Raw genomic sequence first — 15,167 nt, forward strand, 5'->3', positions numbered from 1 at the left:
CCGTGGCAGACAGTGCACCGGCTGTTTTAGCGGGTGCGCGGGCAGAGTTCTTCGTCAGCGAAGAAATAAGCCACTTCACGGGCAGCAGACTCGGCAGAGTCAGAGCCGTGCGCCGCATTTTCGTCAATGGTCTGAGCGAAATCGGCACGGATGGTTCCAGCTTCCGCATCCTTCGGGTTGGTAGCACCCATCAGGTCACGGTTCTTGGCTACGGCGTCTTCGCCTTCCAGAACCTGTACGATTACCGGACCGCTGGTCATGAAGGACACCAGATCCTTGAAGAAGGGGCGCTCCTTGTGCTCAGCGTAGAAGCCACCAGCCTGCTCGTCGCTCAGGTGTACCATTTTCATGGCAACCACTTTCAGGTCGGCCTTCTCGAAACGGGATACGATGTCGCCAATTACGTTCTTGGCCACGGCATCAGGCTTGATGATAGAGAGGGTGCGCTCAACAGCCATCAGTCAGTTCACTCCAGAATTTACGTTAAATGGTCCCCGGGAACCCAAAACAAGCTCCTCCAGGCAGAGAAGGGGCAATCCGGCAACCTTGCGAACGCAAGAACCACAACCACCCCTTTGGAACCGGCGGATTATACGCAAGCAGGGTGAATTATGATACCGTTGCCGCCCCGCCACGGGCCTGCCGCCCTGCCGCCACCGGGAGCCGGTCGAAAGCCCGCCTCTATATGGTCGATGGTCGACAGCGCTCACGAATGGCGTATAATACCTGACTAAATTACTCTGGTATTCAACATCAGGCCCTGACCTATGAGCCAAGCTGAACTGGACAAACTGATTCGCTCCAACTACGAGGCCGGTTTCTCCACCACGGTGGACACCGAAACCCTGCCCCCCGGGCTGAGCGAGGAAGTCATCCGATTCCTGTCCGCCAAGAAAGAAGAGCCGGAATGGATGCTCGAATGGCGCCTGGACAGCTACCGCAAATGGCAGGAAATGCCCTCCCCGGGCTGGGCCCACCTGCACCACGACCCTATCGACTTCAACAAGGTGTCCTACTATTCCAAGCCCAAGAGCCTGGATGACGCCCCGAAGAGTCTGGATGAGGTGGACCCGGAGCTGCTCGCCACCTATGAAAAACTGGGCATTCCCCTGCATGAGCAGGAGATGCTGGCCGGCGTCGCCGTGGATGTGGTGTTCGACTCCTCCTCCGTGTTTACCACCTTTAAAGAGAAGCTGTGGGAAGCCGGGGTGATCTTCTGCTCCATTTCCGAGGCGATCCAGAATCACCCGGAGCTGATCAAGAAATATCTGGGGAGCGTGGTACCCAAGGGCGACAACTTCTATGCCGCCCTCAACAGTGCCGTGTTCTCTGATGGCTCCTTCGTCTATATCCCCAAGGGCGTGCGCTGCCCCATGGAGCTGTCCACCTACTTCCGCATCAACGAAGCCAACACCGGCCAGTTCGAGCGCACCCTGATCATCGCCGATGAAGGCAGCCATGTGAGCTACCTGGAAGGCTGCACCGCACCCCAGCGGGACGAGAACCAGCTGCACGCGGCCGTGGTTGAGCTGGTCGCCCTGCCCGGCGCCGAGATCAAGTACTCCACGGTGCAGAACTGGTACCCGGGCGACGAAAACGGCAAAGGTGGCATCTACAACTTCGTCACCAAGCGCGGTGTTGCCCACGACAACAGCAAGATCAGCTGGACCCAGGTGGAAACCGGCTCCGCCATCACCTGGAAGTATCCGTCCGTGATCCTGCGTGGTGACAACAGCATCGGTGAGTTCTACTCCGTGGCCCTGACCCGCCACATGCAGCAGGCGGACACCGGCACCAAGATGATCCACCTGGGCAAGAACACCAAGAGCACCATTATTTCCAAGGGCATCTCCGCCGGCCGCAGCAGCAACAGCTACCGCGGCCTGGTACGGATCAGCCCACGGGCAGAAAACGCCCGCAACTTCACCCAGTGCGACTCCCTGCTGCTGGGCGACACCTGCGGCGCGCACACCTTCCCGTACATCGAGTCGAAGAACCCCTCGGCCACCATCGAACACGAGGCCACCACCTCCAAGGTGAGTGACGACCAGATGTTCCTGTGCCGCCAGCGCGGTATCGACCCGGAAAAAGCGGTCTCCATGATCGTGAACGGCTTCTGTAAAGAGGTGTTCAAGGAACTGCCCATGGAGTTTGCCGTGGAAGCGGGCAAGTTGCTGGAAGTGAGCCTGGAAGGGGCCGTGGGCTAAGGCCATACCCTGAAGACGACACTGTAGGAGCCATGCTTGCATGGCGAACCATTGGCGCTTTTCAGATCAATCAGCGTCATCATGAGGGATGGCTCCCACGACAAGATCAGCTGCGGGGCTTCTTGCGTATATAGAGCGTCTTGTTGATTTTGGCCACTGTCTCGCCGTCATCGTTGACGATGATCACTGGCCAGCAAGGCAGGTATTTGTTGCCATCGGCAGTGTGCTGGTGGATCTCTTCCAGCATGGTATCAGTTAGTTGGAAGCGGGCATGGACCCGCCCGGTGCCAGGCTTGATGAAATCAATCTCGGCAGCCTTGTCCCAGACGATAAAATCCCGCCCCAGCACGTTCATGACCATGAGCATGTAGAACGGGTCCACCATGGAATAGAGGCTGCCACCAAAATGGGTGCCCACATAATTGCGGTTGTACCAGTGCAACCCCATGGACACCTTCAGCTCGCGAAAGTCTTCCGCCAGATAGTCCACCCGCACACCGGCGCCGAGATAGGGGCCGTAAAGATTCAGGAACCAGCGCAGTCCTCTCGGGGTGCGGGCAAAGCGGGTTAGCAGATTACTCACTGCCGGGCTCCAGCACGGCCAGGGCCTGGTGCAGGCGATTGCGCACGGGGACAGAGACCGGTTGATCGTGGTCCTTCAACAGGCGAGCCATTTCGTCCAGGGCGGCAAACTCTTGCTGCTTCATGGCCGAGGGCAGTTTCTCCAGTTGCCATTGAAGGCGGCGCTGTCGCTCGGCTTCCGGGCTGGGTACGCCGGCCAGTGCCTCGAAGGCAACCGCCAATGTCAGCGATTCGTCACCACATTCATTCACTTCAGAAAGACTTTCTACCGTCTGCTGCAGAGCTTGCCAGTGCTCCCATTCAGTCAGGCGGTCGAGCCTTTCACGGGCACGACGCCGAAGTTGCTGAGCCTGGCGACTCAGAGACTGGGGCAGGGCGGAGCTGTTGAATTGCTCAAGTGCGTGCAGCGCCTCTTTTAAAGCGTGGGCACCTTCCCTTGAAAAAGGCGCATCCAGGCAGCTTTCCAGTTGTGTGACTGCACCTTGCGCTTCCTGTGAGCGGGTTTCCTGTTCCGCCTTTCGCTCGGCATGCTGGCGATTGCGCTCGGCAAACAGGGCATCCATGGCCTTCTTGAATTTTTTCTGGCCGGCGCGATGCTGGGCCGGCGGTAACCAGGGGGTGTCGCGCCATTGCTTCTGTAATTGCTGCGCTTGCCGGGTGGCTTCGCCAACATCATTTAGCTCGGCCAGGTTTTTTGCCTGGGTGATCAGGGCCTGCCGAGAGGTTTCGGCGGCCTCGATATAGTCCTTCAGCCTTTCGTCCAGGCCGGACAGGATGGCGGAGAAGCGTTTCTGTACCTCACGAGCATGAGTAAAGCGCACCGGTTGAATCGCTTTCCAGTCTTTCGGTGCCTGTTGGCGGATTTGCCAGATGCCTTGCCAGTCGGCTTGGCTCCAGTCCTGCGCGTCAATAAATTGCTCGAGTTGCTCGCAAAGCTGGCGACGTTTTTCCAGATTGCTCTGGCGCAGCGCGTCCTGCTCGGCAAAATGTGCCTGGCAAGGCTCATAGGCTCGATCAGAGGCGGCCTTGAAGCGATCCCACAGTGCCTGATCCTCATCCTGATCGGAGCTCATCAAGGCGCGCCATTCATCGTGAAGCGCCTGGATGGCGGAAGCCAGTTGCGGGGCATCCATGCTGCTCTCGGCCAGGGCCTCCATGGATTCGCACAGCGACACCTTCTTCGGTTCGGCAGCAAAGCGGTGCCAGTCCTGCAGTTCGGCACGGCGGGCTTCCAGTTTTTTCAGCTGGCTGGCCAGAGCCGGATCACTTTGCTCGTCGATGATCGCCTGAGCCTTGTGCCAGAGACGGTTGGCATGGCGCAGATTGCCGTCGCGGAGCTCCCGCTTCAGAGCAACCAGCAACCCCATGTGGGGGCTTGGTGCGGGGCGAGCCCGGACCGTTGATGGCTTTTCTTCGCGGGCAGGGGGGACGAGGGTAGTCAACAATGGTGGCTTGGGGTATCCCGTGGGCCACTCGGCCGCCAGGCTGTGCAGACGAGCGGGATCATCGCGGGCTTCGAGAATATCGGCGGCCAGATTGAGCATGCGCTCGAAAGCACTGACCAGATCCTCGAAGGCCAGTTTGTCATTGTCCGGCGCCGGGGCTTGCTCATTGGCGCTGTCCCAGCGACGCTTCTGGGTGGCAAGGGCAGAGCGCAACTCGCCCAACTGGTCTTCCCAGGCCTGTGGGTCGCTCTGACTCAATAGTTGATACAGATTGTGGGCGGCTGCTTCCCGTTCTGCACGGGCGGTATCTGCCAGTGCTTGGCGGTGATTTTCCTCCTGTAGCGTCGCCAGTTGATGGCGGCATTGCTGGAGTGCCTGCTGAACCCGCTCGGCCAGGTCAGGTGTGGCCCGGTTGCTGCTGTCCTGCCATTGCTGTTCCAGCTGTTCCAGACGCGGGCCATAAAGGGCGTCGACGGAGCGGCGAGCGTGCTGTTCCAGCCGGTCGGCCAGTTGCACGACTCGTGCGGACTCGGCCTCTTCCAGCTGAATTTTTTCTTGCAGGGCCTTGGCTTGTTCCCGGGCCAACCGGGTGACGCGTTTGTCGCGACCTTCGCGGCTCAGACGTTTCAGTAGATAGAGACTGCGAAGCTGCTGGGCGGCTTCGAGGCGCAGGGTCTCCGTTCTGCTTTCCAGGGCCAGTTCAAACAACAAATTGTCATCATCAAGACGTTCAATGGCGGCCTGTTGGCACATCTCATCGGGGCTGTTGCGGGCAATAAAGCCCAGCGCCTCGCGATTGCCGGTGAGGCGTATCAGTCTCAATCGGGTTTCGCTGTTCGGGGCGCCATCCGCGGTGCCGGCCAGCAGTGCCATGATGCGCATGGAGGCGGCTTCGCGGACCGAGGGCTCTTCGTCACGCTGGTGGATTTCGTCCAGCAGTGAAAAGTCCATAATTCTGCCGCTGGCGGCGGCTCGCACCAGAGAGTTGGAGTCGCCGCGGGCAAGACGGGCTAGAGTGGCCTCGTCGTCAACGGGGGATAGTTGTTCCACGGCCTTGAGCCGCATGTCGGGATTGCTGTGCTGCCAGCGTGGTTTCAGAAATCGGCCAAACATATCAATTCTCAAAAAGGCGCCAGACGCTTGACGCTCGATGCCTGACGCTGAAGCGGGGTGCGTCAGGCGCCTGGTGTGGTACGTCCGGCGTTATTATTTTCCAGTAAGGCATCCTTTTCCGCCCAGAGGTCGCCAATCCATTGCTGGAATCGGGCGCGGAATTCCGGGTCCGATTCGTAGTCGCCTTCCGAGGCCCAGGCGGGGATCACGCGCTGTTGAACGATGACGTCAACTTCATTCATGGCGCCGCCGAGAAAAGCCAGCAGAGAGCGGGGTGCCTCCGGGGGGTAAATAATGGTCACATCAAGTAAATTTCGCAAATGTCCTGACATGGCATTAAGGGTAAAGGCTGCGCCACCGGCTTTGGGTTTAAGCAGGTGCTTGTAGGGAGATTGCTGCTTGGCGTGCTTTTCTGCCTCGAAGCGAGTGCCCTCAAAAAAATTCATCACCGAGGTGGGGAAGTAGGCAAATTTCTCGCAAGCCTTGCGGGTGGTTTCCAGGTCCTTGCCTTTCAGGGATGGGTTCTTTTCAAGCTCAGCCTTGCTGAAGCGCTTCATGAAAGGAAAGTCCAGAGCCCACCAGGCCAGGCCGAGTAGCGGCACCTTTATCAATTCCTGCTTGAGGAAAAACTTCAGGAAGGGAATTCTGCGGTTGGAGATGAGCTGCAGAACCAGAATATCCGCCCAGGACTGGTGGTTGCAGGTGACCAGATACCACTGATCACGATCCAGGGTGTCCATGCCGGTGATGTTCCATTTCACCTGACTGGTCAGGCCGATAATGGCGTTATTGATGCCGATCCAGGTCTCGGCGATGAAGACCAGTATTTTCGACAATACCACCTGGGATTTTTCCCCGCGCAGCACCAGCCGAAGCAGGGCAAAAACGTAAAGCGGAAGGCAGAGAAGAAGGGTGTTAAGCAGGATGCCCACCAGGGCCAGTGCGCCACGAATCTTGTGCCAGATAGTCATAACTGTCGTCGTCAATAGCAGGGTAAACAGGCATGCTACCCAAAGCGCTTGGGCATGTCCCGTGTCCGTTTCGGTCATTTTTGCCGAAAATACAGGGCGTTGGGGTCCTGGATGCAGCAGAAAGGCCATGCCGGAATGGCATGGCCTTAGCTGGGATAATCAGTGGATGATCAGTTCGCCCAGCCACTATTGCGGCGGCGGCCTGAGCGTGAGCGCATGATCATGCCGGCCACCAGGCCGAGCAGCAGAATGCCGACCCCGGTAATCCATTGCTGGGAGGTGTTGTTGTTACGCAGCATCACGTTCTCGCCTTTCACTTGATCCAGCTCGGAACGGAGCAGGCTTAGCTCCTCATTCAGGCGTCGATTGGCCTGGTCCAGGCGGATTGGGTCAGAGGCCACGTCCTGCAGCTGTTCCAGCTCTTCACTACGGGAGCTCAGGGCATTCTTCAGTTCCGAGGACTGCTCGGAAAGTGCCTCATGCTCCCCTTTGAGCTCAGCCAGCTGAGTGCGCAATTTCGCCGCTTCCGCCTTGGCTTCTTCGCTTGCCTGATTGGCTCGCTCCAGCATGATTTCAGCGGTGGGGCTCTGGCTCAGGTACTGCTTGCCAATATAGCCTTCAATGTCTTTGTAGCGAATTTTTGCCCAGTCACCGTCGAAACCGAGAAACTCGATGCGGGTGCCGCTCTTGATGCCCCGGTGGAGAATGCGGCCAGCGGGGTTGGCAGATGAGCGAATCGGTACATAGATGCTGTCATCTACCCAGGCAGTGGAGGCGACAGCCGTATGGCTGGCTACCATTATTGCCAGGAAACAAACCAGTCTTGCGAGCATGGGGGTCTTTACTCCTTCGTGTCAGGCCGCGCAGTCTAGAGAAGTCATCAGGGTTGCGGCGCTACCATAATCACATTTCGTGCTGTGGGCCGTGGTGTCTTTGTAAAAAATGGCAATCTGTCCAGCTGAAGGTCAGGGCAGTACCTTCTTGAACGGTTTCACCGTCACGCCAGCGTAAACGCCGGCAGCAATGTAGGGATCGGCATCCGCCCATTGTTGAGCGGTTTCCAGCGAGGGGAATTCGGCGACGACCAATGAGCCGGTGAAGCCGGCTTCACCGGGATCGTTGCTGTCGATGGCCGGATGCGGGCCGGCCAGTATCAGCCGCCCCTGTTCTTTCAGGGTTTCCAGGCGGGCGAGATGGTCCGCCCGAGCCTCTTTACGCAAGGGAAGGGAATTTGCCACGTCCTCACTGATAATCGCGTACAGCATGGTTTCGCTCTTTATTCAGGGTTAACGGTGGTGTGCGGCCATGATGTCTTCCAGCTTCAGCCCGGTCAGCTTGCCGATGCGGCGAAACAGAAAGACCATGGCAAGAATCAGCACAATCATGGAGGGCACGACAATAACCGGGTAGCTCAGGGCTGTCATCTTGCCCAACTCGGCATTGAACGCCTCGCTGCCCGGCGGGCTGGTCAGAATCACCTTGGCCAGAACGTAGTTGAGCACCGAAGACAGGAAGAAGGAGGCGGCCACCATCCAGGAGGCCTGTTTGAGGGTCAGCTCGAAGGCGCCGAGGTTGTTATTGTCTTCCAGTTTGGCTGCGATCTTGTCGGTATCCAGCACCTTGTCGTTATAGAGAAAGGTTTTTACCAGCGGCCAGCGGGTGCGCAGGGATACCACCGTTGCGATGCCCAGGAGGGCAGGAATGGCCGCCTCTTTCATGGCGATATACTTGGCGTCCAGCTCCATCAGGCTGATGCCGCCGGTAAGCAGAATGCTGACAACGCCGAGGCCGGAGAAGAAATTGGCCTTGCCGTTCTGCAGGAAATCCCGCAGGCCGTAGAGCAGGGGGAAGGCCAGCGCCACCACGATGGCCCACTTGGTGCCCAGCCAGTCATCCCCGGAGAGTTTGGCCAGGATCAGTGCGGGAATAGCGATATTGATCAGCAGATTGGCCAGCAGACTTTCCTGCTTCGGTGGCGTGGCGCTGGCTGGCTTGCTGTTCTGTTCCGGGGTGTTGCTTTCGCTCATTCGGGATTCCGTTTGATCAGTTTATGGCAGCCGGAGGGCGTTAAAGATGCCGGTGAAGGGCTCAAAAATGCTACCCTGCGCCTTGATTCCCGTTGTCGGCTTGCCGTAACAGGGCCGCATGACGAATTTGAGAGTCATTGCAGACACATCGAGCACCTTGAGAGGATCCGGCTATCTCCCGTAACCACACAATCGACCTGCACAGTCACAGTACTGCGTCCGACGGTATTCTAAGCCCTGCAGCGCTGGTGTCGAGGGCTGCGGACTACGGAGTGACCTGTCTGGCCCTGACGGACCACGATACCCTGGCCGGGTTGCCGGAGGCCCATGAGGCTGCCCGGCAGCACGATATCAGCCTGGTGAACGGTATCGAACTGTCCGTGCGCCACGAAAACCGCGAATACCATGTGCTGGGGCTGTGGCTGGATACCGATTGTGGGCAGTTGCAGGAAAGAGTTGCCGCCCAGCAAGAGGCACGAGTGAATCGTGCCCGGGAGATTGGCCGCCGTCTTGATCGTGCTGCGACCCTGGCCAACAGTTATGAGCGTACCTGTGAACTGGCGGGCACCGATGCGCCGGGCCGTCCTCTGTTTGCCCGGTTTCTTGAAGAAGCGGGCAGGGTGCGCAACCACCGACACGCCTTCAACCGTTACCTGAAGCAGGGCCAATCCGCTTTTGTGGCGACACCCTGGTGCACCCTGGAAGAGGCCATTGCCGATATTCATGCCGCCGGTGGCACCGCGGTGCTGGCCCATCCGCAGGCCTACGGCATGACGCGCAAAAAACTGCGCCAGTTTCTTGCCAGTTTCAAGGAGGCCGGCGGCGACGGCCTGGAAGTGGCCATGCCCGGGCTCTCCCCGCAACAGACCGCGTTGCTGGATGAATGCTGGCAACACTTTGATCTGCAGGTGTCCGCCGGTTCGGATTTTCATTCGCCAGAGCAGAAATGGCTGGCACTGGGGCGATTGCCGCCGGTGCCGAACGGCGCCAGGCCTGTGTGGGAAGGGCGGCTAACTAGTTGACAATTGACAGTGGACAGTTGACAACTAAAACAATGGGTTGCGGCAATGTTTTGACGTTAGCTGTCAACTGTCAATTATCAACTACCAACTGAAGTTATGACCGAAATTCTCTACATCCATCCCGAAACGCCTCAGCCGCGGCTTATCCGCCAGGCGGTAGACGTTATTCGTAACGGCGGGCTGATTGCCTACCCGACGGATACCACCTACGCGCTGGGCTGCGGTATCGGCGAAAAGAATGCGCTGGATCGGCTGATCCGCCTGCGGCAGCTGGACAAGAAGCACCAGTTCACTCTGCTTTGCCATGATCTGTCTGCGCTGGCCATCTATGCCAAGGTGGAAAATCCGGATTATCGCCTGCTCAAGGCCCACACCCCGGGCCCCTATACCTTCATCCTCAAGGGCACCACCGAGGTGCCGCGGCGTTTGATGGACCCGAAAAAGCGCAATATCGGTATTCGCGTGCCAGATCATGCCATCTGCCAAGCGCTGTTGGCCGAGCATGGCGAGCCGATCATGACGTCTACCTGCCATCTGCCCAACGACGAGTTCCCGCTCACTGATCCCCAGGATGTCCGCGACTTCCTGCAAGGGCAGGTGGATCTGGTCATTGATGGCGGTTTCTGTGGCGTAATGGAAACGACCGTGATTTCCATGGCTGACGGTGATGGCCCCGAAGTGGTGCGGGAAGGGGCCGGCCCTGTGGACAGTATTTTCTGAATCTTGCCCTGGCTGACTATGTTTTACCCAGAGTGCCGCAAAGGGGCTGCTTGCCACTGTCCCTGATACCCCGGTTCACCGTATAATCGCGGGCTTTCCCCCGCGTGATGCCTGTCGCATTGCGCGGCTGATCGGGTTTAGTGCGCTCCCGCCTGTGAGCGAGACACAGCGGCGTGCTGATATAACCCAAACAAGATTCTAAGGAGTAGGCTTTGAGTTCCGTGGTTCCTTCCCAGCGAGTTGTTTCCGGCATGCGCGCCACTGGCCGCCTGCATCTGGGTCATTACCATGGCGTGCTGAAAAACTGGGCGCGTCTGCAGCACGAATATGAATGCTTTTTCTTCGTGGCAGACTGGCACGGGCTCACCACCGAATACGAAAACCCGCACAAGATCGAACAGCACGTCTGGGACCTGGTGATCGACTGGCTGGCCGCCGGGGTCAACCCGGGTTCTGCCACGCTGTTCATTCAGAGCCAGGTGCCGGAGCACGCGGAACTGCATCTGCTGCTGTCCATGATGACTCCGCTGTCCTGGCTGGAACGGGTGCCCACCTATAAGGACCAGCAGGAAAAGCTGCGCGAAAAGGATCTCAGTACCTATGGGTTTCTGGGCTATCCGCTGCTGCAATCCGCAGACATCCTCGCCTACCGGGCCGGCCAGGTGCCGGTGGGGGCCGATCAGGTCGCTCACGTGGAGCTGACCCGGGAAGTGGCCCGTCGCTTCAATCACCTCTATGGCCGTGAGCCGGGCTTCGAGGAAGCCGTGGATGCAGCCATCAAGAAAATGGGCAAGAAGCAGTCGAAGGTATACCTCAATCATCGCCGCCAGTATCAGGAACAGGGCGATGAAGCCTCCCTGGAGACTGCGCGTGCCCTGGTGGAAAGCCAGCAGAATATCACTCTGGGTGACAAGGAGCGCTTGATGGGTGACCTGGAGGGCGGCGGCAAGGTAATCCTGCCCGAACCCCAGGCACTGCTGACACCGGCCTCCAAAATGCCGGGGCTGGATGGGCAGAAAATGTCCAAGTCCTACGGCAACTTCATCACCATGCGTGAGGAAGAGGCGGATATCGACAGCAAGATTCGCCGTATGCCCACCGATCCTGCACGGGTTCGCCGGACCGATCCAGGTAACCCGGATAACTGCCCGGTATGGCAGTTCCACATGGTTTATTCCGATGACAACACCCGCCAGTGGGTGCAAGAAGGTTGCACCAGTGCCGGCATCGGTTGTCTGGATTGCAAGAAACCTATCATCGAGGCCGTGCAGGAAGAGCTTGAGCCGATCCGCAAGCGTGCGGAGGAGCATCTTCGCAATCCGGATCTGGTCCGCACCCTGGTCGCTGAGGGTTGTGAGGAAGCCCGTGAGGCTGCCCGCGCCACCCTGGAAGAAGTCCGCGCCGCTATGGGGCTCAATTACCGCTGAGGCGCACTAGCGCACTCGGGAGAGAGAGATGACTGAACCGGCAGAACCCACAGTCACACCCATTATGAAGCCGCTGCATCCCAGCCAGGCAGAGATGCCCTTTGGCTTGATGTATGGCAAGGCGATCACCAAACTGCCGGACGATCTGTATATACCGCCCGACGCCCTGGAGGTCTTCCTGGAAGCCTTTGAGGGCCCGCTGGATCTGTTGCTGTACCTGATCAAGCGACAGAATCTGGACATTCTCGACATTCCTGTCTCCACCATCACGACTCAGTACATGGAGTACGTGGAGCTGATGAAGGCGATGAACTTCGAGCTGGCGGCGGAATATCTGGTGATGGCCGCCATGCTGGGCGAGATCAAGTCGCGCATGTTGCTGCCTCGCCAGAAAGAGGACGAGGAAGACGAAGAACACGATCCGCGTGCAGAGCTGATTCGCCGTTTGCAGGAATACGAGCGCTTCAAGCAGGCAGCAGAAGACATCGATCAGCTGCCGCGCCTGGAAAGGGACATCTTTCCGGCAGAAGCCAAACGCCCTGAATTTACCCGGGAAAAGGCCCAGCCGGATGTGGACATGCGAGAGCTGCTGCTGGCCCTGAAAGAGGTCATGCACCGGGCCGATATGTTCGAGAGCCATCAGGTATCCCGGGAAAAGCTGTCTACCCGGGAGCGTATGGCCAATGTGCTGGACAAGCTCAAGGGCCGGGATTTTGTGCCCTTCGTGGAGCTTTTCACCCCGGAAGAAGGGCGGCTTGGCGTGGTGGTCACCTTTCTTGCCACCCTGGAGCTGGTCAAGGGCAGCCTGATTGAGCTGGTACAGAACGGGCCTTTCGCTCCCATTCATGTGAAAGCGAAGACCCTGGTACTGGAAGAATCTGATGTGCTGGCCCAACTTGAACTGGAAGACGAACCCGATGACGGCGTGGATGATGAACCCGATGCCCATGACGGAACCGAGGGGTAGCTGTGGAAGCTGAACAGATAAAAAGAATCATTGAAGCCGCCATTCTGGTGGCGGAAGGCCCGCTTGACCGGGATGCACTGCAGACTCTGTTTGATGAGGAAGACCGCCCCAGCAAGCAGGATCTGGGTAAATATCTGGAAGAGATCGGTGAGGCCTATGCTGACCGTGGCATCTTTCTCAAAGAAGTCGCTTCTGGTTTTCGTTTCCAGGCCCGCCCGGAACTGGGTCAGTGGGTAAGCCGCCTGTGGCAGGAAAAACCTCCCCGTTACAGCCGGGCCATTCTGGAAACCCTGGCATTGATCGCCTATCGCCAGCCTATTACCCGTGGCGAAATCGAAGAAATTCGTGGTGTTTCAGTAAGCTCTCATATCGTCAAAAGCCTGCTGGAGAGAAACTGGGTACGCGTGGTGGGGCACCGGGATGTACCGGGCCGGCCGGCCATGTTTGCCACCACCAAGCAGTTTCTCGACTATTTTGATCTGAAGAGCCTGGAGGACCTGCCATCGCTGTCGGAGATCCGTGATCTGGACAAGATCAATGAAGAACTGGCTCTCAGCGATGTGCCCCCTGCCAATGCCAGGCCGGGCGATATGGATGAAGCGCCGGAAGGCGAAGATGGCCATGGCATGCTGGAGGGTGAGCGTGAACAGCGGCTGCCAGGCGACCAGGAAGCCTTCCCGGGCCTGGAGCAGGAACCGGAAATTGATGATGACACCTTGATGAGTATGGACAAGGTAGATTCGGTGTTATCCGACTTCGAACAGGAATTCCGCCGCAAACCGGCTGCCGACAAGGACAAGCAGGAAGCCGTTGCCAGCGATGAAAGTGTGGCCGAACAGGCCGAGACGGCTGACAATAGCCCCAATGACGCTGACGGCGAGGATGCCGCTGCGGAAAATAGTGCAGAGGACAGCCAGACACGTCATGACTGAAACTGAAAAATTGCAGAAAGTACTGGCGCGAGCCGGACTGGGCTCCCGACGGGAGCTGGAGAAATGGATCGCTGATGGCCGGGTTTCGGTCAACGGCGCAGTGGCAACCCTGGGTGATCGGGTTGGCAGTGAAGATACCCTACGCGTAGATGGCAGGATTATTAAAGTGAAGGCGGAAGAAGAAATCGTTCAGCGCGTGATCATGTACCACAAGCCGCCCGGCGAAGTGTGCTCCCGCAACGATCCGGAAGGGCGCGCCACGGTGTTTGATAACCTGCCGCGACTGCAGGGCATGCGCTGGGTACAGGTGGGCCGTCTGGACATCAATACCACCGGCCTGCTGTTGTTCACCACCGATGGTGAGCTGGCCCACCGCCTCATGCATCCCTCCAACGGTTTCGTGCGTGAATACGCCGTGCGTGTACGTGGCGGCATGACCCCGGAAAAGCGTCAGGCGATGCTCGACGGCGTGCTGCTGGAAGATGGTGTCTCCAAGTTCGACAGCATTGAAGATGCCGGCGGCGCGGAAGAGGGCGCCAACCACTGGTACAAGGTGACACTGACCGGGGGTAAATACCGGGAAGTGCGTCGCCTGTTCCAGTCCCAGGATCTGGATGTGGCGCGCTTGATGCGGATCCGTTTCGGCGACCTGACCTTGCCGCCCCAGTTGCGCCAGGGCCGCTGGATGGAGCTGGAGCCTGAGCAGATACAGGCACTGATCGGCAAGGTAGAGCTGAAGGGCAAGAAATACACCGGCCTCTACGGCCGCGCCCGCCTGCGTCACCAGCGCGCCGGCAGCAAACCTCCCCGCAAGGCCCGCGGTCCTTACCGCCGTTAAGTCACCCCTGTAGGAGCGCCTCTCGAGGCGCGAATCGCCGGTGCCAATCGGGGTTCGCGGCTCGAGCGCCACTCCTACGGAAGCCTCATGACACGTCCTGCCAGGGCCGGCAGTGCCGTCTCGACTCTCAGAATCCGCGCGCCGAAGCTGTGACAGGCAAAACCCTGTCGCTGCAGCATGTCCACTTCGTAATCCGTCCAGCCTCCCTCCGGGCCGATGGCCAGGGTGACAGGCTCGGCCAGGTCACAGGGCATGGCCGGGTAGTCACCGGGGTGGGCGAGAAGGCGGCGGCCGGGGCCAGCCCAGGTGTCCAGGCCATCTTCCACAAACGGTTTGAAGCGTGGGGCGAGAACCAGCTCCGGCAGTGTGGTGTCGCGGGCTTGCTCCAGTCCCAGCAGCATTTTCTCGCGGAGCAGGTCGGCTTTCAGGTTGGGGGTCTGCCAGTAGCTTTTGTCCACTTTCCAGCTATTGATCAGCACGATGCGCTTGATGCCAAGACTGGTAGCGTCAATCAGAATGCGTTTGAGCATCTTGGGGCGGGGCAGGGCCAGCAGTAGCGATAGAGGGAGTGGCGCTTCAGGGTGAGAGTCCACTTTAAAAGAAACCTCTATCCTGCTGTTTTCTATGGATTCAATTTGCGCCTTTCCCATCGCTCCATCAATAATCCCGGCGCGGCAGGCATCACCAACGGTCAGCCCGAGGATATCGCGGACATGGCAGCATTGACGGTCATCCAGACGCCAGAGATCGCCATGAAGGTGTTGTTGAGGGTGCAGTAACAGCAGATTCATGGCGCGGATTATCGCACAGCCTGACCCGGAATCCGCGCGAAAATCGCCGGATCAGGGTGACGTAAATCGCTGTTTACTTGGCTGTTCTCGCCCTTTGCCTGGCCAGCCGGCCTTGCTAGATTGCT

15 protein-coding genes are annotated in these 15,167 nt (G+C 58.8%); 7 read left to right on the plus strand and 8 right to left on the minus strand.

What is annotated here, in order from left to right; translation table 11 throughout:
* Positions 1–26: 26 nt before the first annotated feature.
* Positions 27–458 carry a nucleoside-diphosphate kinase gene (gene ndk / locus B3Q33_RS03315; protein ID WP_035249095.1) on the minus strand — a complete coding sequence of 144 codons (432 nt, stop codon included), beginning with the start codon at positions 456–458 and terminating at the stop codon, positions 27–29.
* Positions 459–767: 309 nt separating this feature from the next.
* Here ndk and sufB point away from each other — a divergent pair, with 309 nt between their 5' ends.
* Positions 768–2,207: a Fe-S cluster assembly protein SufB gene (sufB, locus tag B3Q33_RS03320; protein WP_035249097.1), complete on the plus strand. Its 1,440-nt coding sequence runs from the start codon at positions 768–770 to the stop codon at positions 2,205–2,207.
* Positions 2,208–2,313: 106 nt separating this feature from the next.
* Here the strand turns inward: sufB and B3Q33_RS03325 are convergent, their stop codons facing one another.
* The 6 genes from B3Q33_RS03325 to B3Q33_RS03350 form a co-directional block, all read right to left on the minus strand.
* Complete coding sequence (locus B3Q33_RS03325) at positions 2,314–2,790, minus strand: DUF4442 domain-containing protein (protein ID WP_052042412.1); 477 nt, start codon at positions 2,788–2,790, stop codon at positions 2,314–2,316.
* Entirely contained in the window at positions 2,783–5,347 is a 2,565-nt protein-coding gene (locus B3Q33_RS03330; protein ID WP_272961813.1) for a DUF349 domain-containing protein, read from the minus strand. The genes B3Q33_RS03325 and B3Q33_RS03330 overlap by 8 nt, the downstream gene beginning before the upstream one ends.
* A gap of 62 nt (positions 5,348–5,409) precedes the next feature.
* Positions 5,410–6,318 (minus strand): acyltransferase, encoded by a 909-nt coding sequence (locus tag B3Q33_RS03335; RefSeq protein ID WP_272961812.1) that lies wholly within the window; start codon positions 6,316–6,318, stop codon positions 5,410–5,412.
* A 170-nt stretch (positions 6,319–6,488) separates the two neighbouring features.
* The gene (locus B3Q33_RS03340; RefSeq protein WP_035244372.1) at positions 6,489–7,151 is read right to left on the minus strand and encodes a TIGR04211 family SH3 domain-containing protein; all 663 of its coding nucleotides are present in this window, start codon (positions 7,149–7,151) and stop codon (positions 6,489–6,491) included.
* A 132-nt stretch (positions 7,152–7,283) separates the two neighbouring features.
* Positions 7,284–7,583, minus strand: coding sequence for a YciI family protein (locus B3Q33_RS03345; RefSeq protein ID WP_272961811.1), 300 nt, complete (start codon positions 7,581–7,583; stop codon positions 7,284–7,286).
* A 21-nt stretch (positions 7,584–7,604) separates the two neighbouring features.
* A complete protein-coding gene (locus B3Q33_RS03350) occupies positions 7,605–8,345 on the minus strand; it encodes a VC0807 family protein (protein WP_272961810.1) in 741 nt (246 codons plus the stop codon).
* Positions 8,346–8,542: 197 nt separating this feature from the next.
* On the opposite strand from B3Q33_RS03350, the gene B3Q33_RS03355 reads away from it, so the two are divergent.
* The 6 genes from B3Q33_RS03355 (at position 8,543) to rluB (ending at position 14,251) form a co-directional block, all read left to right on the plus strand.
* Positions 8,543–9,367, plus strand: coding sequence for a PHP domain-containing protein (locus B3Q33_RS03355; RefSeq protein ID WP_269529904.1), 825 nt, complete (start codon positions 8,543–8,545; stop codon positions 9,365–9,367).
* A 96-nt stretch (positions 9,368–9,463) separates the two neighbouring features.
* The gene (locus B3Q33_RS03360) at positions 9,464–10,087 is read left to right on the plus strand and encodes an L-threonylcarbamoyladenylate synthase (RefSeq protein ID WP_035244377.1); all 624 of its coding nucleotides are present in this window, start codon (positions 9,464–9,466) and stop codon (positions 10,085–10,087) included.
* A gap of 212 nt (positions 10,088–10,299) precedes the next feature.
* Positions 10,300–11,514: a tryptophan--tRNA ligase gene (locus B3Q33_RS03365; protein ID WP_084573351.1), complete on the plus strand. Its 1,215-nt coding sequence runs from the start codon at positions 10,300–10,302 to the stop codon at positions 11,512–11,514.
* A 28-nt stretch (positions 11,515–11,542) separates the two neighbouring features.
* Complete coding sequence (locus tag B3Q33_RS03370) at positions 11,543–12,481, plus strand: segregation and condensation protein A (RefSeq protein WP_035244379.1); 939 nt, start codon at positions 11,543–11,545, stop codon at positions 12,479–12,481.
* A 2-nt stretch (positions 12,482–12,483) separates the two neighbouring features.
* Positions 12,484–13,413 (plus strand): SMC-Scp complex subunit ScpB, encoded by a 930-nt coding sequence (scpB, locus tag B3Q33_RS03375; protein ID WP_035244380.1) that lies wholly within the window; start codon positions 12,484–12,486, stop codon positions 13,411–13,413.
* On the plus strand, positions 13,406–14,251 hold the full coding sequence (gene rluB, locus B3Q33_RS03380; protein ID WP_035244382.1) for a 23S rRNA pseudouridine(2605) synthase RluB: 846 nt from the start codon (positions 13,406–13,408) through the stop codon (positions 14,249–14,251). The genes scpB and rluB overlap by 8 nt, the downstream gene beginning before the upstream one ends.
* Before the next feature lie 74 nt (positions 14,252–14,325).
* On the opposite strand, the gene B3Q33_RS03385 is transcribed toward rluB, so the two are convergent.
* On the minus strand, positions 14,326–15,042 hold the full coding sequence (locus B3Q33_RS03385; protein ID WP_272961809.1) for a 16S rRNA (uracil(1498)-N(3))-methyltransferase: 717 nt from the start codon (positions 15,040–15,042) through the stop codon (positions 14,326–14,328).
* Between the last annotated feature and the right edge of the window lie 125 nt (positions 15,043–15,167).

Source organism: Alcanivorax sp. UBA3183, from assembly GCF_002364155.1.
Lineage (GTDB): Bacteria > Pseudomonadota > Gammaproteobacteria > Pseudomonadales > Alcanivoracaceae > Alcanivorax > Alcanivorax jadensis.

What these genes read in the sequence shown, in the direction of transcription:
- ndk (WP_035249095.1), bottom strand. Translation starts at nt 458, where the DNA reads ATGGCTGTTGAGCGCACCCTCTCTATCATCAAGCCTGATGCCGTGGCC.
- sufB (WP_035249097.1), top strand. Translation starts at nt 768, where the DNA reads ATGAGCCAAGCTGAACTGGACAAACTGATTCGCTCCAACTACGAGGCC.
- B3Q33_RS03330 (WP_272961813.1), bottom strand. Translation starts at nt 5,347, where the DNA reads ATGTTTGGCCGATTTCTGAAACCACGCTGGCAGCACAGCAATCCCGAC.
- B3Q33_RS03335 (WP_272961812.1), bottom strand. Translation starts at nt 6,318, where the DNA reads ATGACTATCTGGCACAAGATTCGTGGCGCACTGGCCCTGGTGGGCATC.
- B3Q33_RS03340 (WP_035244372.1), bottom strand. Translation starts at nt 7,151, where the DNA reads ATGCTCGCAAGACTGGTTTGTTTCCTGGCAATAATGGTAGCCAGCCAT.
- B3Q33_RS03345 (WP_272961811.1), bottom strand. Translation starts at nt 7,583, where the DNA reads ATGCTGTACGCGATTATCAGTGAGGACGTGGCAAATTCCCTTCCCTTG.
- B3Q33_RS03350 (WP_272961810.1), bottom strand. Translation starts at nt 8,345, where the DNA reads ATGAGCGAAAGCAACACCCCGGAACAGAACAGCAAGCCAGCCAGCGCC.
- B3Q33_RS03360 (WP_035244377.1), top strand. Translation starts at nt 9,464, where the DNA reads ATGACCGAAATTCTCTACATCCATCCCGAAACGCCTCAGCCGCGGCTT.
- B3Q33_RS03370 (WP_035244379.1), top strand. Translation starts at nt 11,543, where the DNA reads ATGACTGAACCGGCAGAACCCACAGTCACACCCATTATGAAGCCGCTG.
- rluB (WP_035244382.1), top strand. Translation starts at nt 13,406, where the DNA reads ATGACTGAAACTGAAAAATTGCAGAAAGTACTGGCGCGAGCCGGACTG.
- B3Q33_RS03385 (WP_272961809.1), bottom strand. Translation starts at nt 15,042, where the DNA reads ATGAATCTGCTGTTACTGCACCCTCAACAACACCTTCATGGCGATCTC.